The sequence below is a fragment of the Pseudomonas sp. FW215-R2 genome, assembly GCF_058789255.1.
Genome location: NZ_JBYTBO010000016.1, coordinates 56,162 through 80,582, shown reverse-complemented (window position 1 = coordinate 80,582; position 24,421 = coordinate 56,162). Strand labels below are relative to the sequence as shown.

At 61.3% G+C, this 24,421-nt stretch carries 22 protein-coding genes; 9 read left to right on the top strand and 13 right to left on the bottom strand.

The features are described 5' to 3' along the window. The first annotated feature begins 90 nt into the window (after positions 1-90). From AC3WRD_RS21265 to AC3WRD_RS21245, 5 genes are read left to right on the top strand one after another with little or no spacing between them, the layout of a single operon-like run. Positions 91-1,119 carry a DUF5924 family protein gene (locus tag AC3WRD_RS21265; RefSeq protein ID WP_102621171.1) on the top strand — a complete coding sequence of 343 codons (1,029 nt, stop codon included), beginning with the start codon at positions 91-93 and terminating at the stop codon, positions 1,117-1,119. A 55-nt stretch (positions 1,120-1,174) separates the two neighbouring features. Next, positions 1,175-2,323, top strand: coding sequence for an ABC transporter permease (locus tag AC3WRD_RS21260; protein WP_102621170.1), 1,149 nt, complete (start codon positions 1,175-1,177; stop codon positions 2,321-2,323). Between the two features lie 14 nt (positions 2,324-2,337). Beyond that, the gene (locus AC3WRD_RS21255) at positions 2,338-3,123 is read left to right on the top strand and encodes an ABC transporter ATP-binding protein (protein WP_173861375.1); all 786 of its coding nucleotides are present in this window, start codon (positions 2,338-2,340) and stop codon (positions 3,121-3,123) included. 1 nt (position 3,124) lies between these two features. Beyond that, a complete protein-coding gene (locus AC3WRD_RS21250; RefSeq protein WP_096822410.1) occupies positions 3,125-4,063 on the top strand; it encodes an MlaD family protein in 939 nt (312 codons plus the stop codon). Then, positions 4,060-4,689, top strand: coding sequence for an ABC-type transport auxiliary lipoprotein family protein (locus AC3WRD_RS21245; RefSeq protein ID WP_102621168.1), 630 nt, complete (start codon positions 4,060-4,062; stop codon positions 4,687-4,689). The genes AC3WRD_RS21250 and AC3WRD_RS21245 overlap by 4 nt, the downstream gene beginning before the upstream one ends. Before the next feature lie 3 nt (positions 4,690-4,692). Here the strand turns inward: AC3WRD_RS21245 and AC3WRD_RS21240 are convergent, their stop codons facing one another. From AC3WRD_RS21240 to AC3WRD_RS21220, 5 genes are all read right to left on the bottom strand, one after another. Further along, positions 4,693-5,922 (bottom strand): nucleoside recognition domain-containing protein, encoded by a 1,230-nt coding sequence (locus AC3WRD_RS21240; RefSeq protein WP_007954056.1) that lies wholly within the window; start codon positions 5,920-5,922, stop codon positions 4,693-4,695. 102 nt (positions 5,923-6,024) lie between these two features. Next, positions 6,025-7,356 (bottom strand): glutamate/aspartate:proton symporter GltP, encoded by a 1,332-nt coding sequence (gltP, locus tag AC3WRD_RS21235; RefSeq protein ID WP_011331769.1) that lies wholly within the window; start codon positions 7,354-7,356, stop codon positions 6,025-6,027. A 697-nt stretch (positions 7,357-8,053) separates the two neighbouring features. Further along, positions 8,054-8,518, bottom strand: coding sequence for an inhibitor of vertebrate lysozyme family protein (locus tag AC3WRD_RS21230; RefSeq protein ID WP_096822412.1), 465 nt, complete (start codon positions 8,516-8,518; stop codon positions 8,054-8,056). A gap of 2 nt (positions 8,519-8,520) precedes the next feature. Then, the gene (locus AC3WRD_RS21225) at positions 8,521-8,685 is read right to left on the bottom strand and encodes a DUF1328 domain-containing protein (RefSeq protein ID WP_003177151.1); all 165 of its coding nucleotides are present in this window, start codon (positions 8,683-8,685) and stop codon (positions 8,521-8,523) included. A 67-nt stretch (positions 8,686-8,752) separates the two neighbouring features. After that, positions 8,753-9,037: a hypothetical protein gene (locus tag AC3WRD_RS21220; protein WP_102621167.1), complete on the bottom strand. Its 285-nt coding sequence runs from the start codon at positions 9,035-9,037 to the stop codon at positions 8,753-8,755. A gap of 427 nt (positions 9,038-9,464) precedes the next feature. Between AC3WRD_RS21220 and algB the strand changes: the two genes are divergently transcribed. Both algB and AC3WRD_RS21210 read left to right on the top strand, forming a co-directional pair. Continuing rightward, on the top strand, positions 9,465-10,811 hold the full coding sequence (gene algB / locus AC3WRD_RS21215) for a sigma-54-dependent response regulator transcription factor AlgB (protein ID WP_096822414.1): 1,347 nt from the start codon (positions 9,465-9,467) through the stop codon (positions 10,809-10,811). A 10-nt stretch (positions 10,812-10,821) separates the two neighbouring features. Next, a complete protein-coding gene (locus AC3WRD_RS21210; protein ID WP_096822415.1) occupies positions 10,822-12,612 on the top strand; it encodes a KinB sensor domain-containing domain in 1,791 nt (596 codons plus the stop codon). Here the strand turns inward: AC3WRD_RS21210 and AC3WRD_RS21205 are convergent. The 7 genes from AC3WRD_RS21205 to AC3WRD_RS21175 all read right to left on the bottom strand — a co-directional run bounded on the left by AC3WRD_RS21205 (position 12,609) and on the right by AC3WRD_RS21175 (position 19,970). After that, positions 12,609-14,225, bottom strand: a complete 1,617-nt coding sequence (locus AC3WRD_RS21205; RefSeq protein WP_096822416.1) for an EAL domain-containing protein — start codon at positions 14,223-14,225, stop codon at positions 12,609-12,611. The genes AC3WRD_RS21210 and AC3WRD_RS21205 overlap by 4 nt on opposite strands. Positions 14,226-14,297: 72 nt before the next feature. Next, complete coding sequence (locus AC3WRD_RS21200) at positions 14,298-15,077, bottom strand: N-acetylmuramoyl-L-alanine amidase (RefSeq protein ID WP_102621166.1); 780 nt, start codon at positions 15,075-15,077, stop codon at positions 14,298-14,300. Between the two features lie 95 nt (positions 15,078-15,172). Continuing rightward, complete coding sequence (locus tag AC3WRD_RS21195; protein ID WP_102621165.1) at positions 15,173-17,275, bottom strand: diguanylate cyclase; 2,103 nt, start codon at positions 17,273-17,275, stop codon at positions 15,173-15,175. Then, on the bottom strand, positions 17,272-18,150 hold the full coding sequence (locus AC3WRD_RS21190; protein WP_096822419.1) for an endonuclease/exonuclease/phosphatase family protein: 879 nt from the start codon (positions 18,148-18,150) through the stop codon (positions 17,272-17,274). The genes AC3WRD_RS21195 and AC3WRD_RS21190 overlap by 4 nt, the downstream gene beginning before the upstream one ends. Positions 18,151-18,164: 14 nt before the next feature. Beyond that, entirely contained in the window at positions 18,165-18,806 is a 642-nt protein-coding gene (locus AC3WRD_RS21185) for a thiol:disulfide interchange protein DsbA/DsbL (RefSeq protein WP_096822420.1), read from the bottom strand. Between the two features lie 208 nt (positions 18,807-19,014). Then, positions 19,015-19,632 carry a c-type cytochrome gene (locus AC3WRD_RS21180; RefSeq protein ID WP_096822422.1) on the bottom strand — a complete coding sequence of 206 codons (618 nt, stop codon included), beginning with the start codon at positions 19,630-19,632 and terminating at the stop codon, positions 19,015-19,017. Positions 19,633-19,664: 32 nt separating this feature from the next. Beyond that, positions 19,665-19,970, bottom strand: coding sequence for a c-type cytochrome (locus AC3WRD_RS21175; RefSeq protein ID WP_085713044.1), 306 nt, complete (start codon positions 19,968-19,970; stop codon positions 19,665-19,667). 191 nt (positions 19,971-20,161) lie between these two features. On the opposite strand from AC3WRD_RS21175, the gene yihA reads away from it, so the two are divergent. Further along, positions 20,162-20,806 (top strand): ribosome biogenesis GTP-binding protein YihA/YsxC, encoded by a 645-nt coding sequence (gene yihA / locus AC3WRD_RS21170; RefSeq protein ID WP_096822423.1) that lies wholly within the window; start codon positions 20,162-20,164, stop codon positions 20,804-20,806. A gap of 411 nt (positions 20,807-21,217) precedes the next feature. Here the strand turns inward: yihA and polA are convergent, their stop codons facing one another. Then, entirely contained in the window at positions 21,218-24,022 is a 2,805-nt protein-coding gene (gene polA / locus AC3WRD_RS21165) for a DNA polymerase I (RefSeq protein ID WP_102621164.1), read from the bottom strand. 74 nt (positions 24,023-24,096) lie between these two features. Between polA and AC3WRD_RS21160 the strand changes: the two genes are divergently transcribed. After that, positions 24,097-24,387, top strand: a complete 291-nt coding sequence (locus tag AC3WRD_RS21160) for a DUF2782 domain-containing protein (RefSeq protein WP_102621163.1) — start codon at positions 24,097-24,099, stop codon at positions 24,385-24,387. Positions 24,388-24,421 lie beyond the last annotated feature (34 nt).

The following is a 24,421-nucleotide window of genomic DNA, read 5'->3' as shown; positions in this document are numbered from 1 at the left end:
TGGGTTTTTACTGATCGGCAGCCTCGCCACGGGGCCCGGCGGGCGGTACTCTGTCGAGGTTTTTTTCCTCGACTGTCGTGAACCGCCCAAATGCTCAAATTGACCCTCCTGATCCAGCGCATCCTCGAACTGATGAAGCGCTACCCCGGGGTCATTGCGCTCGGTGGTTTCATCTCCGGGGTCGGCAGTTTCATCCTGGTCGACCGGCAACAGGGGCTGGCGAGCTGGATCACCACGATCATGCTGCTGAGCTGGATCTGGCTGATGCTGGAAAACAGCCTGACCGAGCTGTTCACGCGGGTCTTCAAACGGGAAATCCCTCAGCCGCTGCTGCGTTACGCGACGCAGATGATCCACCAGGAAAGCCTGTTTTTCGTCCTGCCGTTCTTCTTCATCACCACCACCTGGAACAGCGGCCAACTGGTGTTCACCGGCCTGCTGTGCATCGCCGCGCTGATCTCGATCGTCGATCCGCTCTACTACAAATGGCTGGCGCCGCAGCGCTGGGCGTTCCTCGCGCTGCACACCCTGACCCTGTTCGCCGCCCTGCTCACCGCCTTGCCGGTGATCATGCACCTGACCACGTCGCAGAGCTTCAAATGGGCGCTGGGGACGGCCGTGGTGCTGTCGTTTCCGAGCCTGGCGTCGATCTTTCCGATCCGCACCGTACGCAATGCGCTGGCGATCCTCAGCATCACCATCGGTATCGGCGGCGTAGGCTGGGTCCTGCGTTCGTGGGTGCCGCCAGCGACACTGTGGATGACTGACGTGGCGATCAGCACCCAGTTGCAGGATCGCACCCCCGGCGCCAGCCTCGAACAAGTCAGCGCCGAGCAGATCCGTGGCGGTGGGCTCTACGCCTACACCGCGATCAACGCACCGCGCGGGCTTGATGAGCGGATTTATCACGTGTGGCAGTTCAACGGCAAAGAGGTCGACCGGATCGCCCTCGACATTCATGGCGGGCGCAAGGAAGGCTACCGGGCGTGGACCCACAAGCAGGTTTTCCCTGGCAACCCGGTCGGTGACTGGCAGGTGCGAGTGCTGACCGAAGACGGCCAGGTGATCGGCGTTCTGCGTTTCGAAGTCACGGACAGCACACCGACCAAAGAAAAGTAATCCGGTTCGTGCTATTACGTAGGTTCGCGAATTTAGCCGAACAAGCACGGAGCTTATGACCAGCAGCTCGATGACCGGTAATGCCCGACTGGACACCTCGACCACCCCTGCCCGCCTGCGGGTCACCGGGGACTGGACGCTTGCTCATTACGCCGAGCTCAAGCACCTGAGCGAAACGCTCCGCGGTCAGTACGACGCCAGCACTCCCATCGACCTCAACGGCCTCGGCGCCCTCGACACCGCCGGCGCTTCGCTGCTGGTGGAACTGCTCGGCTCCGAGCGGCTGGGCAAATCCGCCGAACACCCCGATTGCACGATTTCCACTGCCGACCGCGCGTTGCTGCAAACCGTGTATCGCTCGCTGACCGATTTCTGTGTACCGATCAAGGAACCGGAAATCAGCGTCAGTGTGCAGCTGCTGACGCGTATCGGCCGGGCTGTCGATACGGTCTGGCAAGACACCCTGCAACTGCTCGGCTTCGTCGGCCTGATCCTCGAAACCATCGCCCGCAGCCTGTTCCGGCCCAAGCGCTGGCGGATCACGCCGATGATCGCGCACATCGAACAGACCGGCCTCGACGCCGCGCCCATCGTGGCGCTGCTGACCTTTCTGGTCGGCGCCGTGGTGGCGTTCCTTGGGGCGACGGTGCTGGCCAGTTTCGGCGCCAGCGTGTTTACCGTGGATCTGGTGGGTTTCGCCTTCCTGCGCGAATTCGGCGTTTTGCTTACGGCGATCCTGATGGCCGGACGCACCGCCAGTGCCTTTACCGCACAGATCGGCTCGATGAAGGCCAACGAGGAAATCGACGCCATTCGCACCCTCGGCCTCGACCCCATGGAGTTGTTGGTGGTGCCGCGCGTGCTGGCCTTGCTGGTGGCGCTGCCGATGCTGACCTTTCTGGCGATGATCTGCGGGATCATCGGTGGCGCCGTGGTCTGTGCGGTGTCGCTGGATATCTCGCCGGCGATGTTCCTGTCGCTGCTGCAAAGCGACATAGGGATTCAACATTTCCTGGTTGGCCTGGTCAAAGCTCCGATCTTCGCGTTCCTGATTGCCGCCATCGGTTGTCTGGAAGGCTTCAAGGTCAGCGGCAGCGCCGAATCGGTCGGCGCCCATACCACCTCCAGCGTGGTGCAATCGATCTTCGTGGTGATCGTGCTCGATGCGGTCGCCGCGCTGTTTTTCATGGAGATGGGCTGGTGAGTCGTCTACCCCGCATGCCGTCCGAGGCGGTGATCGAAGTCCGTGGCCTGTGCAATCGCTTTGGCAGCCAGAGCGTGCACGAGAACCTCGACCTGGACTTGTACAAAGGCGAGATTCTGGCCGTGGTTGGCGGTTCCGGCAGCGGCAAATCGGTGCTGCTGCGCAGCATCGTCGGCTTGCGCCGGCCCAGCGAAGGCAACGTGAAAGTGTTTGGTCAGAACCTGCCGAGCCTTTCCGAGCACGAGCGGTCGTTGGTCGAAAGGCGTTTTGGCGTCCTGTTCCAGAAAGGCGCGCTGTTCTCCTCGCTGACGGTCACCGAGAACGTCGCCCTGCCCCTGATCGAACACGCCGGCCTGAGCCGCGAAGACGCCGAGCATCTGGCGGCGGTGAAACTGGCGCTGGCCGGGTTGCCGCTGTCGGCGGCGGACAAATACCCATCGTCGCTGTCCGGCGGCATGATCAAGCGGGCGGCGCTGGCCCGGGCGCTGGCGCTGGACCCGGACATCCTGTTTCTCGACGAACCCACCGCCGGCCTCGATCCGATTGGCGCGGCGCAGTTCGATCAATTGATCCTGACCCTGCGCGATGCGCTGGGCTTGAGCGTGTTTCTGGTGACCCACGACCTCGACACGCTCTACACCATCACCGACCGGGTGGCGGTGCTGGCGCAGAAGAAAGTGCTGGTGGCCGGTCCCATCGACGTGGTCTCGGAAACCGACGACGCGTGGATTCACGAATATTTCCACGGCCCTCGCGGCCGCTCGGCGCTGGACGCCGCCAAACTGCTCAACGAGGTCTGACATGGAAACCCGAGCCCATCATGTGTTGATCGGCCTGTTCACGGTGATTGTGGTGGCCGGTGCCCTGCTCTTCGGTCTGTGGCTGGCCAAGTCCAGCGTCGACACCGAGTTCAAGGATTACGAAATCGTCTTCAACGAGGCGGTCAGCGGCCTGTCCCGGGGCAGCCCGGTGCAGTACAGCGGGATCAAGGTCGGCGATGTGGTCAGTCTGCGGCTCGATCCGCAGGACCCGCGCCGGGTGCTGGCGCGGATTCGCCTCGGTGGCGACACGCCGGTCAAGGAAGACACCCTCGCCAAACTGGCGCTGGCCGGAATCACCGGCACGTCGATCATCCAGCTCAGTGGTGGCACGCCAGAGAGCCCGAAACTGCGCGGCAAGGACGGCAACCTGCCGACCATCGTCGCCTCGCCCTCGCCTATCTCGCGGCTGCTCAATGACAGCAACGACCTGATGAGCGGGGTCAGTACGCTGCTGAGCAACGCCAATCAGATGTTCTCCGCCGACAACATCGAGCGCGTGAGCAAAACCCTTGAGCACCTGGAACAGACCACCGGTTCGATCAACGATCAGCGCGGCGATCTGCGCCAGGCCATGCAGCAACTGGCAACCGTCGGCAAGCAGGCCGGCAGCATGCTCGAGCAGACATCCGCGCTGATGCGCAACGCCAACGGCCTGCTCAACGATCAGGGCAAACAGGCTCTGGGCAGCGCCGAGCAGGCGATGAAGTCGCTGGAACAGAGCAGCGCCACCATCAACGGCTTGCTGAGCAAGAATCAGAACTCCCTCGACAGCGGCATGCAGGGCCTCAACGGCCTGGCGCCTGCAGTGCGCGAACTGCGTGAAACCCTGTCCTCGCTGCGGGCCATTTCCCAACGTCTGGAGGCCAACCCCAGCGGTTACCTGCTGGGCAGTGACAAGAACAAGGAGTTCACGCCATGAAGCTGACTCGCCTCGCCCTCCTCATCGCCGGCCTTTCGCTGATCAGTGCGTGCTCGATCCTGCCCAAGTCCGAACCGCTGGACGTCTACCGCCTACCGGCCGCACAGGCGCCCGCCTCGGCCAGTTCGGCGGCGACTCAGCACTGGTCGCTGCGTCTGAACAAATTGCAGGCCAGCGAAGCGCTCAATCGGCCGAGCATCGCAGTGATTCCCCAGGGGGACGTGATCAGCAGCTACAAGGCCTCGCGCTGGAGCGATCCGGCACCGGTGCTGGTGCGCAATCGGCTGCTCGATGGTTTCCAGCGTGACGGCCGGGTGTCGCTGTTGAGTACCGATGACAGCAACTTCCAGGCGGATCTGGAGCTGGGCGGCAGCCTGCAGGCGTTTCAGACCGAGTATCAGGGCACGCAGGCCAGCGTCGTGGTGCGGGTGGATGCGTTGCTGGTGCGCGGTTATGACCAGCGCATCCTCGCCAGCCGCCGCTTCGAAGAGCGCCAGCCGCTGAATGATGTGAAAGTCCCGGCGGTGGTGGCCGGATTCGGTCAGGCCAGTGATCGGCTGACGGCGAAGGTGGTGGCGTGGGCGGTGGAACAAGGCCAGAAGGTCGTGCCGACCGCCCGGCCTTGAGGATTAGCCGAAGAACCAGTAGCAGACGCCGATAGCGCCGAGCACACCGGCCAGCTCGGCCAGCAGCGCGCAACCGACGGCATGCCGGGCGCGCTGAATGCCCACCGCGCCGAAGTACACCGCCAGCACGTAGAAGGTGGTCTCGGTGCTGCCCTGGATTGTCGCGGCCACCAGCGCCGGGAAGCTGTCCACGCCCGAGGTCTTCATCGTTTCGATCAGCATCGCCCGGGCGGCGCTGCCGGAGAACGGTTTGACCATCGCGGTCGGCAGCGCATCGACGAACCGTGTGTCCCACCCTGCCCACTCCACCAGATGGCGAATGCCGTCGAGGCCGAAGTCCAGAGCGCCTGACGCGCGTAATACGCCGATCGCACAAAGCATCGCCACCAGATACGGCAGCAGGTTCTTCGCGACGTCGAAACCTTCCTTCGCACCTTCGACGAACGCTTCGTAAACCTTCACCTTGCGCAATGCACCGATCACCAGGAACAGCATGATCAGACCGAACAGCGTCAAGTTGCCGAGGATCGACGACAGGCCCGCCAGCGCGGTGGCCGACATCGTCGCCAGCAGCGCCATGAAGCCGCCGAGGATCAGCGCGCCGGGAATCAGGTAAGCCAGCACCACCGGGTCCCAGACCCGCAGGCGCTGCATGAACGCCACCGACAGGAAGCCGACGATGGTCGAGCAACTGGTGGCCAGCAGGATCGGCAGGAACACCAGCGTCGGGTCCGGCGCGCCTTGCTGGGCGCGGTACATGAAGATCGTCACCGGCAGCAGGGTCAGGGACGAAGCGTTGAGCACCAGGAACAGGATCTGCGCGTTGCTGGCGATGGTCGAGCTGGGATTGAGCTCCTGCAGCGCCTTCATGGCCTTGAGGCCGATCGGCGTGGCGGCGTTGTCCAGGCCCAGGCCGTTGGCGGCGAAGTTCAGGGTGATAAGGCCGATGGCCGGATGCCCCGCCGGTACTTCCGGCATCAGTCGCAGGAACAGCGGGCCCAGGGCTTTGGCCAGCCACTCGACGATCCCGGCCTTCTCGGCGATGCGCAGGAAGCCCAGCCACAGGGTCAGCGTGCCGAACAGCAGCACCATGACTTCGACCGATAGTTTGGCCATGGCAAAAATGCTTTCCACCATCGCCGCGAAGATCCCGGCGTTGCCGCCGATCAGCCATTGCCCCAGCGCCGAAACGGCAGCCACGATGAAGAAGCCAAGCCACAGGCCATTAAGCATCAGTCAAATCCCCCGGAAGATGCGGCGAATGATAGCGGGGTCGCCAGAAACGACAAACCCCGGATTTCTCCGGGGTTTGTCAGGGTGCCTTGCGGGCGGGGATCAGTTCTTCGAAACGTCACCGGCCGGCAGTTTTTCCTTGCTGCGCCAGTGCGGCAGCGAGTTCCAGTAGCGCTGGCCTTTCGCGTCGTCGTACATGCCTTCCCAACGTGCGATAACCAGTACGGCGAGAGCGTTGCCGATCACGTTCAGGGCGGTACGCGCCATGTCCATCACTCGGTCGACACCGGCGATGAAGGCCAGGCCTTCCAGCGGAATACCCACGCTGCCCAGAGTGGCCAGCAGTACCACGAAGGACACGCCCGGTACGCCGGCGATGCCTTTGGAGGTCACCATCAGGGTCAGGACCAGCAGCAGTTGCTGGCTGATCGACAGGTCGATGCCGTACAGCTGGGCAATGAAGATGGCGGCGATGGACTGGTACAGGGTCGAACCGTCGAGGTTGAACGAGTAACCGGTCGGCACCACGAAGCTGCAGATGGCTTTCGGTGCGCCGTAGGCTTCCATCTTCTCGATCACGCGTGGCAGCACGGTTTCCGAGGAAGCGGTGGAGTAAGCCAGTACCAGCTCATCCTTGAAGATGCGCATCAGCTTGATCACCGAGAAACCGAACATCTTGGCGATCAGGCCCAGAATCACGAAGGCGAAGAAGGCGATGGCGACATAAACCAGGATCACCAGTTTGGCCAGCGGCAGCAGCGAAGCAAAACCGAAGTTGGCCACGGTCACCGCGATCAGAGCGAACACACCAATTGGCGCGTAGTTCATGATCATGTGGGTGACTTTGAACATGCTTTCCGAGACGCCCTGGAACATCTTCACCAGCGGCTCGCGCAGGTCCGACTGCAGGCTCGACAGACCGAGGCCGAACAGCACGGAGAAGAAGATGATCGGCAGCATTTCGCCGCGGGCCATGGCCGCGAAGATGTTCGACGGAATCAGGTTGAGGATGGTCTCGATGAACGCGTGTTCATGCTGTACTTCGGCGGCAGTCGCCTGGTACTTGGAGATGTCCACGGTGCCCAGGGTGCTCATGTCGATGCCGGCACCCGGATGGAACAGGTTGGCCAGCAGCAGGCCGACGACGATGGCGATGGTGGTGACGATTTCGAAGTAGATGATGGTCTTCAGGCCGATGCGCCCGAGCTTCTTGGCGTCGCCCACGCCGGCGATGCCGACGATCAGGGAAGAGATGACGATCGGGATCACGATCATCTTGATCAGACGGATAAAGATATCGCCTGCCGGTTGCAGGACGTTGCTGATCCACCAGGCCTTCTCGGCACTGAAATGGTTGAGCAACGCACCGATTGCAATCCCCAATACCAGACCGATGAGGATCTGCCAGGCGAGGCTAAGCTTTGCCTTCTTCATTATCTTTACCCTTACTTGCGTTTGACTCAGGCACATGCAGGAACTGGAACGCTCTTTAGCGGAAAAGTTTGTGCATCTGCCTCCGTATAAGGTGCCCCGGGCCGCGTGTTTACGGCTCTCCGGCAGGCGAAAAAAGGCGCAACTATTCCGATGCAAGGTTGCGCCGTCTAATGCCGTAAACGCCTACCCTATGCCGAATCGGCATGAGCTTTTTTAAATGAAACTGGCGTCCCAACCGGTTCGAATACGACATTTCAGCAGGCATAAGTGCCGTGAACCGGCCATTACAGCGTAGGTTGGTTATTTTTTGAACGAGTGATTTCGACGAAAAATTTAGGAAAAAGCCTACGTTTGGAAACTAAAAGTCCGACTGGCTCAATCGACTCTTTCTCGATATACGGTCGCGACGAAACACCGCGAAACGCTTTTCGCGCGCAGTGTGAGCGATAAAAAGATGAGCAGAACGCTCTGGATCAATGTTTTGTCACTTTGAAAGCTCAGCGCAAGTCCGTCGAACCACCCCGGGTTGGCGAACTTGCGTCGCAGCTTTTACCCTGACCCGGCCCTCATCGCAGGCACTCCCTGTACCCGTAGGTCACTCCGACCCTGAAACAGTCAGAACGTCCCGGCCCCCTGGTCATGCGCCGGCCTTCCTCGGGCGGGCACAATGGAAGGCAGCGCGTTGCTGCCCTCATGTTCAATACCAGTTCGGATCTTTCTTCAGCGTTTCCATCAACAGATCCTGCATGCCCTGATCGGGTTTGCCGAGGAAGCGGTAGGTCGCATGTCGCGTTGGCGACTTGTCGGCCGGCAGTCCTTCGGGCACATCGACCAGCATGGCGTAAGCGTGTTTCTTGTCGAAGCTGAACGCGACGATCAAGCGGTGGTTGAGGCACTTGTCCTGGGATTCGCAGAGCGGCCCGACCAGGTACTTGTCGCCGTCTTCAGTGACGGCATTCATCTGTTGGTCCGGCGTACCGGAAAGGTTCATCACCCATTCCGGCAGGCGTTCTTCCTTCTTCACCACGCCTTCCCAGGTTTCCCTGTAGTGCGGGTCCGAACTCAACAGTTCGTTGACCCGCGCCTGGCCATCATTGGCCGCCATCGCCATGGCACTGCCGCCCAGGAGCAGGGCGGCTGCCAGTGTCTTTAAAGCACTCATGGTCAACCTCGGCCGCGACGGCCAAAGAAGAACGAGGCGATGAACATCACCAGGAACACGACAAAGAGAATCTTGGCGATACCCGTGGCGGTGCCCGCGATACCACCGAAGCCCAGTACTGCAGCGATGATGGCAATGATCAGGAATGTGATTGCCCAGCTCAACATGGTGATTCTCCTTGTTTCTATTTAGGGGTGTTGCCGGTCTCGGCGCGGGGGCGCCCAGATTCGTTGATCAGAAAACCCAGCGTTCTTCGCGTGGTATGTCGCCCAGGGGTTGTGGCTGGTCGACATCCATCATGCGCATCGCGCCGCTATCGGCCTGGCTGCTGCTGACGGCGCTGAAGTGCGTTTGTGTCGCGTGCGGCATCGAAATCAAGGGCTCAGGTTGCTGACTCTGTTCCCAGCGCAGGTATTGCTGGCAGGCGATCAGGGTGATCAGCAGCGCAAGTGCGCCAAACAGGCCCTGCTGTAGATGCAGGGGCGAGATACGCATTTGGGCGGCACGTTGGCGAGTCATCCTGGGTTCCTCACTCTTATTCGGTTAGGGCAGTGCATATCTGCCCGGGCTGAGAGAGGTATTGCAGCCTGCATGCCAGCTTTTTTGTTTGAAAAAAATCAATAAAATCAAATAGTTAAAGATGCGTAGAAAAATCCTGACGACGCATCCTGCACGATGGGTCCGCCACGGTCGTGCGTAATGCACGATTGTTTCGTAGGAGAAATCATTCTTTTTGAATTGAGAGCAGGGTGCGGATGTCAGAAAAGGACGCAGGCAAATGCATGAAAAACGCTGATTGCTTAAAAATTCAACAAATTCAGTGGATTAGCTGTGAGGGCAGGAGAGAGCTACCCTGCTATGACTGGAATCGATCAGAATCAACCATGCAACTTGCCCGATTTTTCCGGGACTAAACCAAGACATTCACTTATGGAGCGTAGGAAAAATGGAATCAGCCACTGAGCACCAAGGCCGCATTCTGCTGGTGGATGATGAATCCGCCATCCTGCGAACCTTCCGTTATTGCCTCGAAGACGAAGGTTATACCGTCGCCACCGCCAACAGCGCCGCCCAGGCTGACGCGCTGTTGCAGCGTCAAGTGTTCGATCTGTGCTTCCTCGATCTGCGTCTGGGCGAAGACAATGGCCTCGACGTGCTGGCGCAGATGCGCATTCAGGCGCCGTGGATGCGGGTGGTGATCGTCACCGCTCATTCGGCCGTCGATACGGCGGTGGACGCGATTCAGGCGGGCGCCGCCGATTATCTGGTCAAACCATGCAGCCCTGACCAGTTGCGTCTGGCCACTGCCAAGCAGCTGGAAGTGCGCCAGCTCTCGGCGCGTCTGGAAGCCCTCGAAGGCGAGATCCGCAAACCCAGGGACGGTCTCGATTCCCACAGCCCGGCGATGAAAGTCGTACTGGAAACCGCGCGGCAGGTGGCGAGCACCGACGCCAATATCCTGATCCTTGGCGAGTCCGGCACCGGTAAAGGTGAACTGGCCCGGGCGATCCATGGCTGGAGCAAGCGCGAGAAGAAGTCCTGCGTCACCATCAATTGCCCGTCGCTGACCGCCGAACTGATGGAAAGCGAGCTGTTCGGCCACAGTCGTGGCGCGTTCACCGGTGCCAGTGAAAGCACGCTGGGCCGGGTTAACCAAGCCGATGGCGGTACGCTTTTTCTCGACGAGATCGGCGATTTTCCGCTGACCTTGCAGCCAAAGTTGCTGCGTTTCATCCAGGACAAGGAATACGAGCGGGTAGGGGATCCCGTCACGCGTCGCGCCGACGTGCGCATCCTTGCGGCCACCAACCTCAACCTTGAAGACATGGTGCGCGACGGACGCTTCCGCGAAGACCTGCTCTATCGCCTGAACGTCATCACCCTGCATCTGCCGCCGCTGCGCGAACGCGCTGAAGACATTCTGACTCTGGCTGACCGATTCCTTGCTCGCTTCGTGAAGGAATACGCGCGCCCGGCCCGGGGTTTCAGTGACGAGGCGCGGGAAGCGCTGCTGGGTTACCGCTGGCCCGGCAACATTCGCGAGCTGCGCAACGTGGTCGAGCGGGCGAGCATCATTTGCCCGCAGGAGCGCGTGGAAATCAGCCACCTCGGCATGGCCGAGCAACCCGCCAACAATGCGCCCCGGGTCGGCGCGGCCCTGAGCCTCGATGAATTGGAGAAGGCTCACATCGGCGCGGTACTGGCGACCGCCGGCACCCTCGACCAGGCGGCCAAGACCCTGGGGATCGACGCCTCGACCCTGTATCGCAAGCGCAAGCAGTACAACTTGTGAGCGTGCGCCGATGAAACTGGCGATGAAGTTGCGGACCCGCTTGTTCCTGAGCATTTCCGCGCTGATCACCGTGGCCTTGCTCGGGCTGATGCTCGGGCTGGTCAGCGTGATGCAAATGGCCGGGACTCAGGAGGCGTTGATCCGCAATAACTTCGTCACCCTCGATCTGGGGCTCAAGCTGCGCCAGACCCTGGGCGACCAGTTGATCATGATGCTCGCCGAGAAGCCCGATCCAGCCGCCTTCGAAGCGTCGAAACAGCATTACTTCGAGCTGCTCGACGAAGGCATCGCCCAAGAGCAAAAAGACGACGACCGCCAATACGGGTTCAGTCAGGCAAAGGCCGATTACCTGAGCTTTCTTCAGGCGTTCGACGTGTCCCGCAATCCGGGCGCAGCCCTGAGTGGCGGTGGCGACTTGCGCGAGCGCTTCAACACCCTGCGCAACGGTCTGATCGCCGAGCACAAGCACGCACTGGATAACATCAACGCCGTGCAACACGCCGCCCGCGACCGGGCGCTGCTGATCGCCGGCCTGCTTGGGTTGGTGGGGCTGGCGGTGTTGATCATCGGCTTCATCACCGCTCAAGGAATTGCTCGCCGGTTCGGTGCACCGATCGAGGCACTAGCGAAAGCAGCGGACAACATCGGCCAGGGCAATTTCGAAGTGACCCTGCCGGTGTCCTCGGCCATGGAAATCAACCTGCTGACCCGGCGTTTCGGGCTGATGGCCGAAGCGCTACGCGAGCATCAGGCGACCAATGTCGATGAACTGCTGGCCGGCCAGCAACGCTTGCAAGCCGTGCTCGACAGCATCGATGACGGCTTGCTGATGATCGACCGCCAGGGGCACCTGGAGCACTTGAACCCGGTGGCTCAGCGACAATTGGGCTGGGACAGCGACCGGTTTGGCGAGGGCCTTGGCACTGCGCTTCAGCGTCCGGAGCTGGATGCGCAGCTGCAACTGGTGCTGCGCGGAGGGACTCTTGAGCGCGCGCCGGAAGATTTGAGCATCGAAGTCGATGGCGAGTCGCGACTGCTGACCTACAGCCTGACCCCGGTCAGCCACACCCAGGGGCATATCCTCGGCGCGGTGATGGTGCTGCATGACGTCACCGAACAGCGGGCCTTTGAGCGGGTGCGCAGCGAATTCGTGTTGCGTGCATCACACGAACTGCGTACGCCGGTGACCGGCATGCACATGGCGTTCGGGCTGTTTCGCGAGCGGGCGAAGTTTCCGGCGGAATCCCGGGAGTCCGATCTGCTCGACACCGTCAATGAAGAGATGCAGCGCTTGATGCAGCTGATCAACGATCTGCTGAATTTTTCGCGCTATCAGAGCGGCCTGCAGAAACTCGCGCTGGCGCCGTGCTCCATCGAGGATTTGCTGGCCCAGGCGCAATCGCGTTTTGCCGACTCGGCAGCGCAGAAGGGCGTTGCATTGAACATTGAGGTGCAAGGCCCGCTACCGCGTTTGCAGGCCGATCAGGCCCAGCTGGATCGAGTTCTGGACAACCTGATCGACAATGCCTTGCGCCATACCGCCCGCGACGGGCTGATTCGTTTGCAGGCGCGCCGGCATGGCGAGCGGGTGATCATCAGCGTCGAGGACAATGGCGAAGGTATTGCCTACGGCCAGCAAGGGCGGATCTTCGAACCGTTCGTTCAGGTCGGGCGCAAGAAAGGCGGGGCCGGGCTCGGGCTGGCGCTGTGCAAGGAAATCGTCCAGTTGCACGGCGGGCGGATGGGTGTCTATTCGCGACCGGGGCAGGGCACGCAGTTCTACATGGCGCTGGCGGTCTAGGCCTCGTCATCCATCCGGCGGCCGGCGAGACGCCGTCCTCGGGTGATCAGCTCGATGAATTGCACGGCGCTCAAGGCGTGAGCGAACAGCCAGCCCTGGCCGAACTTCACGCCTTCGCTGCTGAGCAGCGCCGCCTGGGACTCATACTCGATCCCTTCGGCGATCACTTTCAGATCCAGTGCCTGGGCCATGTGAATGATGTGCGGTGCCACGCCGCTGCTGGCGGCGTCATGGCCGAGCGCATCGATGAACGCCTTGTCGATTTTCAGGCAATCCACCGGCAGGGTTTGCAGGTAGGCGAGGCTGCAATAGCCGGTGCCGAAATCGTCGATCAGCACCTGATGGCCGACATCGCGCAGCGCTTGCAGGTTTTCCCGGGCCACCACCACATCGATCAGGCCGCGCTCGGTCACTTCAAAGGCGATCTGCCGTGCCGCCACCCGGTGCAGCGTCAACAGCCGCGCCATGACCTGGCCGATACGTGGCACCATCACGTCGCACGCCGCCAGGTTCACCGAGATGTACAGCTGCGGATTGGCCCGCAGTAATTGGCCCAGTTGTTCCAGCAGGCGCTGGAGGACGAAGTCGGTCATCTGGCGGATCTGCCCGGTGTTTTCCGCCATCGGGATAAACAGGTCGGGACTGGTCAGCGTGCCGTCCGGCCGGCGCCAGCGCAGCAAGGCTTCGGCGCCGACGCAGTTGCGGCTGTCGAGGTCGAAGATCGGTTGATACAGCACCTGCAATTCGCCGCGGCGGATCGCGCCGTGCAGTTCGGCATCCAGTGATTGATGCTGACGCACCAGCCAGAACACGGTGAGCCCGACCAGCACGCCCAGCAGCAGACAGACCGGCACCATCCACCACCAAAGCTCGGGGATGTGCATGCCGGTGCGCGGGGTAATCAGCACCAACTGGTATTCCGGGTTGTCGGTGGGCATACGATAGATCAGATGGCTCTGGGTGACTTGCAGGGCGTCCAGACTCTTTGGAGGCCATGGCTCGGTGGGCGGCCATGTCTGTGGCACGCCGAGCACCGGAATCGCCCGGCTGCCATGGTCCAGCACCACCAGCAGGCTGCTGCCGGGGGACAGATCGACCATATCGGTCAGGTGCCCGCGTGAGGTGGCCACGCGAAAGTTGCCGCGCCCGAGCATCAGCGCCGCGCGATTTTCATCGGGTTCGGTGGTGGTGTTCAGCCAGTAGCTGTAGGTCGGGCCCTTGATGTCGGGTGGGCGCACGACCGACAGGCCTTCCTGACGCGGGCGGTTGGAGCAGATCCGCGAGGCGTCCATGTAGGCGGCTTCATAGACGAAGCGATAGTTGAAGGTCACTTGCTGCAGCGTGGCGATCATCTCGTCGTCGCAGCTGCGCAGGGGCTGGGCCTCGAGGTCGTCGAGGCTTTCACGCAATTGGCCGAACAACTGTTCCAGTCGGGCCAGGAAGCGCTCGCCCTGGGCGTTCATTTCCTGGCTTTCGCTTTGTTCGACCTGATGCACGGCCACGAACAACCCGCCGGTGATCAGCAGACTCGCACTGAGGACAGCCGCCAGCATCGCCAGAAACCAGGGGCGATAAAACCAGCTACGCAGCGTCTCTCGGGTAGCAACCATCATGGATATCCGAAGAATTACCAATGAGTTATAGCTGCTGATTGCACTTTCGCCCTGACCGTCGGGCGGGCGTCATTATTTTGTCTGATTCAGCACCAGCAGCAAGGCTGCCGTTTGCGCATCCGGGGTGCCGTCGAAGCGGGAAGGGCGGAAGTGCATCTGGAAGGCTGCGAGTACATGGCGGGTCGCCACGTCCAGCTCGCCGTTCTGCGGCGTTGCGTAGCCCAGGCGTGCCAGTTGCGCCTGGAACCAACTGATGCTCGGTAACTCGACGTCGAACCTTACTTGCTGGCGGGCTACGGCGTGTTCATCGGGCCACAAGCCAAGACCTTCGGCGGCCAGGCGCTTCCACGGGAACAACGGGCCCGGATCAAGCTTGCGCAACGGTGCGATGTCGCTGTGACCGATGATGTGGTCCGGGCTGATGCCGTTGCGTTTGCTGATGTCTTTGAGCAGCACGATCAGCGACTGCACCTGGGCTTCACTGTACGGGTACCAAATGCGCCCGGTCGGAGTGTCCTTGAAACCGGGGTTCACAATTTCGATGCCGATCGAGCTTGAGTTGAGCCAGGTACGACCCTGCCATTCGCTTTCGCCGGCATGCCAGGCGCGCAGGTTTTCGTCCATCAGCTTGTAGATCGTGCCGTTTTTGTCATCGCCGATCAGGTAGTGGCTGCTGACTTCACCGTGGGTCAGCAGTTGTAGCGAACGCTCGAGGGAGGCGGAGGTGTAATGCACGATCACAAACTGCGCGCGGCTGTCGTGATTGGCAGAAGGGTGGCTGGTGTCGTAGCGCGGGCCGCTGGCACAACCGGCCAGAACGAGCAGCGACGCGATGAGAGCAAGGAATTTCATGGCAGTACACGCAAGTCGATAATGCAACAGTGTAACGTACTGACTTGCGTGCGAACGGCAAAAGGGCTGATTTAAATGAAATGGAACAATTGTCTTCAGCCCAGCTCCACCCGGTTGCGACCCGCGTTTTTGGCCCGGTACAACGCCTGATCGGCTCTTTTGAGCACCAGATCGCTGTGTTCTCCCGGCCTGAACGCCGCCAGCCCCATGGAAATAGTGATCGTGACTCGCTCACCCTTGAAGTGGAACGGGCAGGCCTCGATGGAGGCGCGCAGGGTTTCCAGCAGTTTGGCGCCGACGGCCGGCGGGGTGGCCGGCAGCAGCAGGACAAATTCCTCACCGCCGAAGCGGGCAATGAAATCGCTGCCGCGCAGGCGCTTGCGCAGCACCGTGGCGATGATCTTCAACACCTTGTCGCCGGCCAGATGCCCGTAGTTGTCGTTGATGCGTTTGAAGTGATCGAGGTCGAGCATCGCCAAACTGAGGGTGTTGCCGTGCTGCTGCCATTGGGCGATTTCGTGGTCGAGTCGCTCGCTCCAGGCGGCGCGGTTGGGCAGGCCGGTGAGCGGATCGATCAGGGCTTTCTGGCGCTGCTCTTCGAGGTGTTCGCGGTAACCAAGGGCTTCCTGTTCCATGTGCGCCACGCGCTCGGCCAGGCTTTTCAGGCGTCCAGCCACTTCCTGTTCACGGGCGTCACGTTGTTTCTGGTGCTGGTCCATCGTGCCGAGCAGGCCTTCGAGATGGTTTTCCAGTACCTGCTTGAGGTCGTTCAGATCCGCCGCTTCCTGCACGCTGTTCTGCAGGCCATCGACCTGTTCACGGATCTGCGTGTCCATCGCCCGCGCCGCGGAGCTGTTGTCAGCATGACCTTCGCTGGCGGCCTGCAGGTTGCTCTGGAATGCTTCGAGGCGTTCGTTGAGTTGTTGCAGATAGGCTTCGAACTCGTGCTGACCGCTGTCGGTGATGGCTAGCATCAAGGTCGCCAGATCGTCGAGGATCGGTAGCAATTCGTACCAATTGAGCCCATGTTTCAGCCGATCGCGCATGGCCTCGGCTTGCGGGCGATGGCGTTCCGGCAAGGTCAGATCGTCCAGCAGGCCGATCAGCGTGTCTTCGATGTGTTTGGCCACCGAGCTGTAGGACGGTTCGGGCGAGTCCGGTAACGCGTAGAGAATGTCCTGCTCGGACTGCTCCGGATCGATGGCCGCCAATGCCTGCGCGATAGGCTCGGGCAAGGGCAGGCTGTCGAGGATGACCGGGGGCGGGTTGTCACCGGGGTGGATCAGTTCGTCGGGGTTGAAGGCCGCCGGTATTGCTGGCGCGAAGACCGGAGGTGGCGTGAAGGCTTGCGGCTCGGGTTCTGGCTCGGCGGGTTCCGGTTCGCTGGGAGCGGTGACGACTTCTGTAATGATCCGGGCAGGCTCGAAGGCAACCACTTCCGGCTCTGCAACAGGCTCGGGTGTTGATAGTGGTGCAGGTGCTGAAGCTTGCAGTGGCGCGACCAGAGGTGCGGCGACCGGTGCTTCACTGACGGTCGCAATGGCTGCCGGTTCGACGATTGCGACAGGCGCTTCTGGCATTGGCGTGCTTTCAGGTGCCGCGGGTGGTTGTTCCGGCTGAGCGGCTGGAGAAGCCACGGCAGGCTGAGCCACCGGTGCGGGCGTTTCTTCGTTGTCGCGGCTGCCGAACAGGCGCTGCAACAGTCCCGGCCGTCCCGGTTCCGCCGGGGTCTCCAGTTGGCTCAGGGCCTTGCCCTGCAAGCCGCTGAGTTCACTGAGCAGCAGCGGCATTTCCCGCGCCTGACTGACCCGGCCATCCAGTTGCTTGGCGAATTTCTTCAGTGGCTGGGCGACTTCCCGGGGCAGGGGCAGCGATTGCAGCTGAGTCACCAGCGAGTTCAGGGCAGTGCTGACCTGATTGATCCGGGTTTCACGACGTTGCTCGGAGTCGAGCACGGCTTTCTCAAGGCGCGGCAACAGGGCGGCGAGGCCGGCGTCCATGTCGTCGGTGCGCACCACGTCGCGCATTTCTTTCATGCATTGATCGACCACGCGGTCGGTGCCTTCCGCCGCCAGCGTGCTGCGCACCAGGCCGCGGCGCAGCAGGTCGAGCCGGGCGTCCCATCGACGTTCGAGCTTTTCCTGTTGTTCGATGCTTTTGAGGTATTTCTCTTTCCAGCGCTGGGCTTCGTCGCTCATTCAGGCGTTCCGCGAGGGGCAGGACTCAACGCGGGCAATGCATCGGCCGTGAGCGAACCCGGCAGACGAATCTCTACCGCGACGGGCAGGTGATCGGAAATCGGTTGCGCCAGCACTTCGACTTTTTCCAGGGTCAGGGTCGGGCTGAGCAGAATATGGTCCAGGCAGCGCTGCGGGCGCCAGCTGGGGAACGTCGCTTCGAGTTGCGGGGCCAGCAGGCCGAGGTCGCGCAAGGGCGAGTGCTGGAGCAGGTCGCTGGCGTGGGTGTTCATGTCACCCATCAGCACCTGATGCTTGTAGCCGCCGATCAGCTCGCGAATGTAGGCCAGTTGCATCGTGCGTACCCGGGCGCCGAGCGCCAGGTGCATCATCACCACCACCAGCGCCTCGGGACCTTCGCCGAAACGTACCAGAATCGCCCCGCGACCCTTCGGCCCCGGCAGCGGGTGGTCTTCGATCGCCCACGGGCGCAGACGACTGAGCACACCGTTGCTGTGCTGGGCCAGTCGGCCGAGGTTGCGATTGAGTTGTTGATACCAGTACGGGAAGGCGCCGAGATGGGCCAGGTGTTCGACCTGATTGACGTAGCCTGAACGCAGGCTGCCGCCATCGGCTTCCTGCAGGGCGACCAGGTCGAAGTCGCCGAGCAGATTGCCGATCTTTTGCAGATTGCCGGAGCGTCCGGGGTGCGGCAGCAGATGCTGCCAGCTGCGGGTCAGGTAGTGCCGATAACGCTCGGTGCTGATGCCGACCTGGATGTTGAAGCTGAGCAGACGCAAACGGCTGTCTGCGGGCAGGCCCGTGGATTCCAGGTGATGCTCGTTGACCTGCGGATCATGCAGGCCAACGAGACGTTCGGCTCCCCAGCGGCGCATGGCGATTGCCGCGCTTAGTTGGCGGCTGCCTTGTTGGTCGCTCGCTCTTTGGCGACCAGTTGGTCAGCCAGCTTCAGAGCTTCTTCGGCACCACCGGCGGAGCCGATGTCGAAACGGTATTTACCGTTGACGATCATGGTTGGAACGCCGGAGATTTCATACTTCTTGGCCAGTTCGCGAGCCTTGATGATCTGGCCCTTGATGGCGAAGGAGTCGAAGGTGGCCAGGAACTTGTCCTTGTCTACGCCTTGGGTGGCGAGGAAGTCGGCCATGTCGTTCTTGTCGGTCAGCTTCTTGTGTTCTTTCTGGATCGCGTTGAAGACGGCAGCGTGAACGCTGTGCTCGACGCCCATGGCTTCCAGGGTCAGGAACATTTGACCGTGAGCGTCCCACGGGCCGCCGAACATGGCAGGAATGCGCACGAAGTTGACGTCTGAAGGCAGTTTTTCAACCCACGGATTGATCACGGGTTCGAAGGCGTAGCAGTGCGGGCAGCCGTACCAGAACAGTTCCACCACTTCGATCTTGCCAGGCACGGCAACCGGTACCGGGTTGCTCAGTTCGACGTACGGGGCGGCAGGTGCTTCGGCGGCCTGGGCCGTCACGCCGAACAGGCTGGCAGCGACGAGGGCGGCGCTGATGATCAGATTACGCATGCTTTACTCCTGGGCAAATTGGGTCGCCTCGCGCGACCTGTTTTCAGACAGATCCTGGCGGGCATGAGTTCTGTAGTGTAACGGCAGCGGCCACAAAAAAGGGCGGCCAAAGCCACCCTTTTTATACTTCATGCAACGGATTAATCGAGCGTTAACGTGGCGGGAGTTGTCCTTCGCACGCAACGCTCGAATCACCATCGCAGTGACCTTAGTGCAGGCCTTGAATGTAGCTGGAGACCGCCGCGATGTCCTCGTCGCTCAGCTTGCGAGCGATGGTGCGCATGGTCATGGCATCACCGTCGTTGCTGCGGCCGACGGCAGGATCTTCCTTACGGAAATCGGTCAGTTGCTTGGCGATGTATTGAGCGTGTTGGCCACCCAGGTGCGGGAAACCGGCGGCTGCGTTGCCGGCGCCGTTTGGCGAGTGGCATCCGGTGCAGGCTGGCAGGCCTTTTTCCAGGTTGCCGCCACGGAACAGGGCTTCACCGCGAGCGACGATCTTCGGATCGGCGGCGCCGACGCTGCCTTTCTGGCTGGCGAAGTAGGCGGCGATGTCGGACAGGTCCTGATCGCTCAGGTTGGTCAGCAGCCCGGTCATTTCCAGAACGGTGCGCTTGCCCGACTTGATGTCGTGCAACTGCTTGGTCAGGTAGCGTTCACCCTGTCCGGCCAGTTTTGGAAAGTTTGGCGCCATGCTGTTGCCATCCGGGCCATGGCAGGCCCCGCAAACGGCGGCTTTCGCCTGGCCTGCGGCGGCATCACCTGCAGCATGGGCGAAGCCTGAGATTCCCACGGTCAACAGCAGACTCACGATCAATTTGTTCATCAGCTAATCCAACTACGGCTAAGGGTTAAGAGTTATGGACCGGGTTTACTTCCGCTCATCCAGAGGATGATGGCCTGGTAATCCTCGGCACTGCAGTCCATGCACAAACCACGCGGCGGCATCGCCTTGAAACCCTGGGTCACGTGTTGCACCAGCGTCTCCATACCTTTCGCCAACCTCGGCGTCCAAGCTTCCTGATCGCCTCTTCTGGGCGCCATGGGTAGTTGGCCGGAATGACAGGCACCACAAACACGGTTGTACACTGCTTCCGGATCCTGTGTAGCCTGTGCGCTGTAAAGCGGCATCAAGACTCCGGCAGCCAGCAGCCATTTCGTCATAAAACGACCTTTTCAGGGTTGAGAGCGTTCTGCGTTCTAATGCGCAATCAAGGTCTGTCGCTCTCGTGAACTTCATCCTTCGCTGGGACAAAGCACACACAAAATCTGCGGCATTATATACTGGCGTCACTGAAACGGAAGCGACACCGCGTTCCGCGCCCAATCCCGGCGCCGCCCACATCGGAAATCCCATGCAACTCAAGAATCCCATCCTCGGCCTGTGCCAACAGTCCACGTTCATGCTCAGTGCCGCCAAAGTCGATCAGTGCCCCGACGACGAAGGCTTCGAAGTGGCGTTCGCCGGTCGTTCCAACGCCGGTAAATCCAGCGCGCTTAACACCCTGACTCACGCCAGCCTGGCGCGCACCTCGAAAACCCCGGGTCGCACACAGCTATTGAACTTCTTCAAGCTAGACGATGAACGGCGTCTGGTCGACCTGCCGGGCTACGGTTATGCAAAAGTACCGATCCCGCTCAAGCAACACTGGCAGCGTCACCTCGAGGCTTACCTCGGTGGCCGCGAGAGTTTGAAGGGTTTGATTCTGATGATGGACATCCGTCATCCAATGACCGACTTCGACCTGCTGATGCTCGACTGGGCCGTTGCCGCCGGCATGCCGATGCACATTCTGCTGACCAAAGCGGACAAGCTGACCTACGGCGCAGCGAAGAACACGCTGCTCAAGGTGCAGTCGGAAATTCGTAAGGGTTGGGGTGATCTGGTGACAATCCAGCTGTTCTCCGCACCAAAACGCATGGGCCTGGAAGAGGCCTACACTGTGTTGGCGGGCTGGATGGAACTGGCAGACAAAGGCGCAGAAGCGGCGGCAGAGTAAGGGGATTTCAAAACTGTCTGTGGTGTTGTCAGGCAAGGCAAAAGCATCGCTAAAAAGCGGAGTTTAGGGGACCTAAATGAGCATTTTTAGCGATGCTTTTAACGCAGTCTGGCGGCGCCACAGGCAGTTTTGAGGCAAAAAAAGCCCCGGACTTCATATGGGGAGGGAGAAGTTCCGGGGTTCAAGTTCCGAACCGCTAGGGCGGGGTTCAGATATCTGCCAACACTTAACACAACATAGGAGCATCGAAGGGCTTCACCAGCCATTCAGTAACTCTGAGTGGCCTGTCGCAAGATTAGTTCAGATTCTTTTCAAAAAACTTTGGAATAAGCTCAAGAACGATCAGAACTAAGCCCCCTCCGATGCCTTTGCCGCGACGTCATGTCGCGGCAAAACCCCGTCCCAGAGGCCTCAGTGCGCCTCGTCCCAATTGTTGCCAACCCCGACTTCCACCAGTAACGGCACGTCCAGTTTCGCCGCTTCGCTCATGTGGACGCGAATTTCGTCGCGAACCTGATCGACCAGATCCTCGCGAACCTCCAGTACCAGTTCGTCGTGCACCTGCAGGATGACTTTGGCGTCCAGCCCCGAAGCGCTCAGCCAGTTATCCACCGCGACCATGGCTTTCTTGATGATGTCCGCTGCGGTGCCCTGCATCGGCGCGTTGATCGCCGTGCGTTCAGCGGCAGCGCGTTCCTGCGGCTTGTTGGAGTTGATGTCCGGCAGGTACAGGCGACGGCCGAAAATCGTTTCCACGTAGCCTTGGTCTGCAGCCTGTGCGCGGGTGCGATCCATGTATTCACGAACGCCCGGGTAGCGCGCGAAGTAGGTGTCGATGTAGGCCTTGGCGGTCTTGGTGTCGACGCCGATGTCCTTGCCCAGCTTCTGCGCGCCCATGCCGTAGATCAGACCGAAGTTGATCGCCTTGGCGCCACGGCGCTGGTCGGACGTTACTTCGTTCAGCTCGACCTTGAACACTTCGGCTGCCGTGGCGGTGTGCACGTCCAGGTTGTTGCGGAAGGCGTTCATCAGGCCTTCGTCGCGGGACAGGTGCGCCATGATCCGCAATTCGATCTGCGAGTAGTCCGCCGCCAGCAGTTTGTAGCCTTTCGGCGCGACGAACGCCTGACGAATGCGTCGGCCTTCAGCGGTACGCACCGGAATGTTCTGCAGGTTCGGATCGCTCGACGACAAGCGGCCGGTCGACGCGACAGCCTGATGATACGAGGTGTGGATACGCCCGGTGCGCGGGTTGATCTGCTCCGGCAGGCGATCGGTGTAGGTGCTTTTCAGCTTGCTCATGGAACGGTGCTCCATCAGCACTTTTGGCAAGCGGTGATCGTCTTCGGCCAGTTTCGCCAGCACTTCTTCGGCGGTGGACGGCTGGCCCTTGGCGGTTTTCTTCAGCACCGGCAGGCCGAGTTTTTCGTAGAGGATCACGCCGAGTTGCTTCGGCGAGCCCAGGTTGAACTCTTCACCGGCGATTTCGAACGCTTCACGCTCCAGCGCGACCATCTTGTCGCCCAGCTCGATGCTCTGAACGCCGAGCAGTGCCGCGTCAACGAACGCGCCTTGACGCTCGATGCGCGCCAGCACCGGCACCAGCGGGATCTCGATGTCGGTCAGCACGCTGGCCAGGCTCGGGATGGCGCTGAGTTTTTCGAACAGCGTCTGGTGCAGGCGCAGGGTGACGTCGGCATCTTCGGCGGCATACGGCCCGGCCTGTTCCAGAGCGATCTGGTCGAAGGTCAGTTGCTTGGCGCCTTTGCCGGCGATGTCCTGGAAGCTCACGGTGGTGTGATCCAGGTACTTCTGCGCCAGGCTGTCCATGTCGTGACGGGTGGCGGTGGAGTTGAGCACGTAGGACTCAAGCATCGTGTCGAAGGCAATGCCGCGCACGGTGATGCCCTGGCTCTGATCGCCACCGATGGCGCAGTTGGCCAGGATGTTCATGTCGAACTTGGCGTGCTGGCCGACCTTGAGCTTGCTTGGGTCTTCCAGAATCGGCTTGAGCGCGCGCAACACGGTGTCACGATCCAGCTGCTCCGGCACGCCGATGTAGGAGTGGGTCAGCGGGATGTAGGCCGCTTCGTTGGCCTGCACCGCGAAGGACAGACCGACCAGTTGCGCCTGTTGGGCGTCGACGCCGGTGGTTTCGGTGTCGAAGGCAAACAGCTTGGCGTTCTTCAGTTTTTCCAGCCAGACGTCGAAACGGGCCTGATCGAGGATAGTTTCGTACGCGGCTTCAGTTGGAGCGACCGGCGTTTCTTCCGCAGGTGCGCTGAACAGATCGGCGGCCGGCTCAGGGGCAGCGGCGCTGCTCAGTTCCAGACGCTTGGCGTCGCGTTCCAGATCGTTGATCCAGCTCTTGAACTCCAGCAGGGTGTAGAGCTCAAGCAGTTGGGCCGGGTCTTCCGGGCCCATTTGCAGGTCGTCGAGGCCAATGTCCAGCGGCACGTCGACCTTGATGGTCGCCAGTTGATAGGAGAGGAAGGCCATCTCCTTGTGCTCTTCAAGCTTGGCCGGCAGGGTCTTGGCGCCGCGAATCGGCAGGGTCGGCACGATATCGAGCTGCGCGTAGAGCTCGGTCAGGCCGCCGTTGACGCCGACCAGCAGGCCGGACGCGGTTTTCGGCCCGATGCCGGGAACGCCGGGGATGTTGTCGGAAGAGTCGCCCATCAGGGCCAGATAATCGATGATCTGCTCCGGAGCGACGCCGAATTTCTCCTTCACGCCCTCCACGTCCATCGAACTACCGGACATGGTGTTGACCAAGGTAATGTGGCCGTCGACCAGTTGCGCCATGTCCTTGTCGCCGGTGGAGATGATCACCGGACGATTGGCGGCCGCGCTGCTGCGGGCCAGGGTGCCGATCACGTCATCGGCCTCGACGCCTTCGACGCACAGCAGTGGGAAGCCGAGGGCTTTCACGCTCTGGTGCAGCGGCTCGATCTGCACGCGCATGTCGTCGGGCATGCTCGGGCGGTTGGCCTTGTATTCGGCGTACATCTCATCGCGAAATGTCCCGCCCTTGGCGTCGAACACCACGGCGAACGGGCTGTGCGGATACTGCTTGCGCAGGCTCTTGAGCATGTTCAGCACGCCCTTGACCGCGCCGGTCGGCAGGCCTTTGGAGGTGGTCAGCGGTGGCAGCGCGTGAAAGGCGCGGTACAGGTAAGACGAACCGTCCACCAGGACGAGGGGGGCTTGGCTCATGAGCAGGATCAACCTTTTCGGCGGGTCCGGCGCTAGAATAGCGGGACCGTTGACGACAAAGGGACAAGGTTATCATGCGTACGTTAAATCGCTTGCTGCTGGTCAGTTTGATTGCAACCACGCCACTGGCCGCGATCGCGGCGGATGATGCGCCGTCAGCGGAACCGGAGGTCACCATCCGTACCGAAGGTGACAAGACCATCCAGGAGTACCGGCAGAACGGTTTCCTGTACGCGATCAAGGTGACCCAGAAGGGTTTCCCGCCCTATTTTCTGGTGCGCGCGGACGGTACTGATGCAAACTTCATCCGCTCGGACCAGCCGGATATGCTGATCCCCGCGTGGAAGATTTTCGAGTGGAAGTAGTTTCTTAATTTCAACCGGCGCCGACGCGATGGCG

What these genes read in the sequence shown, in the direction of transcription:
- AC3WRD_RS21160 (WP_102621163.1), top strand. Translation starts at nt 24,097, where the DNA reads ATGCGTACGTTAAATCGCTTGCTGCTGGTCAGTTTGATTGCAACCACG.
- AC3WRD_RS21190 (WP_096822419.1), bottom strand. Translation starts at nt 18,150, where the DNA reads ATGCGCCGCTGGGGAGCCGAACGTCTCGTTGGCCTGCATGATCCGCAG.
- AC3WRD_RS21210 (WP_096822415.1), top strand. Translation starts at nt 10,822, where the DNA reads ATGAAACTGGCGATGAAGTTGCGGACCCGCTTGTTCCTGAGCATTTCC.
- polA (WP_102621164.1), bottom strand. Translation starts at nt 24,022, where the DNA reads ATGAGCCAAGCCCCCCTCGTCCTGGTGGACGGTTCGTCTTACCTGTAC.
- AC3WRD_RS21240 (WP_007954056.1), bottom strand. Translation starts at nt 5,922, where the DNA reads ATGCTTAATGGCCTGTGGCTTGGCTTCTTCATCGTGGCTGCCGTTTCG.
- algB (WP_096822414.1), top strand. Translation starts at nt 9,465, where the DNA reads ATGGAATCAGCCACTGAGCACCAAGGCCGCATTCTGCTGGTGGATGAT.
- yihA (WP_096822423.1), top strand. Translation starts at nt 20,162, where the DNA reads ATGCAACTCAAGAATCCCATCCTCGGCCTGTGCCAACAGTCCACGTTC.
- AC3WRD_RS21220 (WP_102621167.1), bottom strand. Translation starts at nt 9,037, where the DNA reads ATGACTCGCCAACGTGCCGCCCAAATGCGTATCTCGCCCCTGCATCTA.
- AC3WRD_RS21175 (WP_085713044.1), bottom strand. Translation starts at nt 19,970, where the DNA reads ATGACGAAATGGCTGCTGGCTGCCGGAGTCTTGATGCCGCTTTACAGC.
- AC3WRD_RS21245 (WP_102621168.1), top strand. Translation starts at nt 4,060, where the DNA reads ATGAAGCTGACTCGCCTCGCCCTCCTCATCGCCGGCCTTTCGCTGATC.
- AC3WRD_RS21205 (WP_096822416.1), bottom strand. Translation starts at nt 14,225, where the DNA reads ATGATGGTTGCTACCCGAGAGACGCTGCGTAGCTGGTTTTATCGCCCC.
- AC3WRD_RS21265 (WP_102621171.1), top strand. Translation starts at nt 91, where the DNA reads ATGCTCAAATTGACCCTCCTGATCCAGCGCATCCTCGAACTGATGAAG.
- AC3WRD_RS21225 (WP_003177151.1), bottom strand. Translation starts at nt 8,685, where the DNA reads ATGTTGAGCTGGGCAATCACATTCCTGATCATTGCCATCATCGCTGCA.
- AC3WRD_RS21260 (WP_102621170.1), top strand. Translation starts at nt 1,175, where the DNA reads ATGACCAGCAGCTCGATGACCGGTAATGCCCGACTGGACACCTCGACC.
- AC3WRD_RS21230 (WP_096822412.1), bottom strand. Translation starts at nt 8,518, where the DNA reads ATGAGTGCTTTAAAGACACTGGCAGCCGCCCTGCTCCTGGGCGGCAGT.
- AC3WRD_RS21195 (WP_102621165.1), bottom strand. Translation starts at nt 17,275, where the DNA reads ATGAGCGACGAAGCCCAGCGCTGGAAAGAGAAATACCTCAAAAGCATC.
- AC3WRD_RS21250 (WP_096822410.1), top strand. Translation starts at nt 3,125, where the DNA reads ATGGAAACCCGAGCCCATCATGTGTTGATCGGCCTGTTCACGGTGATT.
- gltP (WP_011331769.1), bottom strand. Translation starts at nt 7,356, where the DNA reads ATGAAGAAGGCAAAGCTTAGCCTCGCCTGGCAGATCCTCATCGGTCTG.
- AC3WRD_RS21185 (WP_096822420.1), bottom strand. Translation starts at nt 18,806, where the DNA reads ATGCGTAATCTGATCATCAGCGCCGCCCTCGTCGCTGCCAGCCTGTTC.
- AC3WRD_RS21180 (WP_096822422.1), bottom strand. Translation starts at nt 19,632, where the DNA reads ATGAACAAATTGATCGTGAGTCTGCTGTTGACCGTGGGAATCTCAGGC.
- AC3WRD_RS21200 (WP_102621166.1), bottom strand. Translation starts at nt 15,077, where the DNA reads ATGAAATTCCTTGCTCTCATCGCGTCGCTGCTCGTTCTGGCCGGTTGT.
- AC3WRD_RS21255 (WP_173861375.1), top strand. Translation starts at nt 2,338, where the DNA reads ATGCCGTCCGAGGCGGTGATCGAAGTCCGTGGCCTGTGCAATCGCTTT.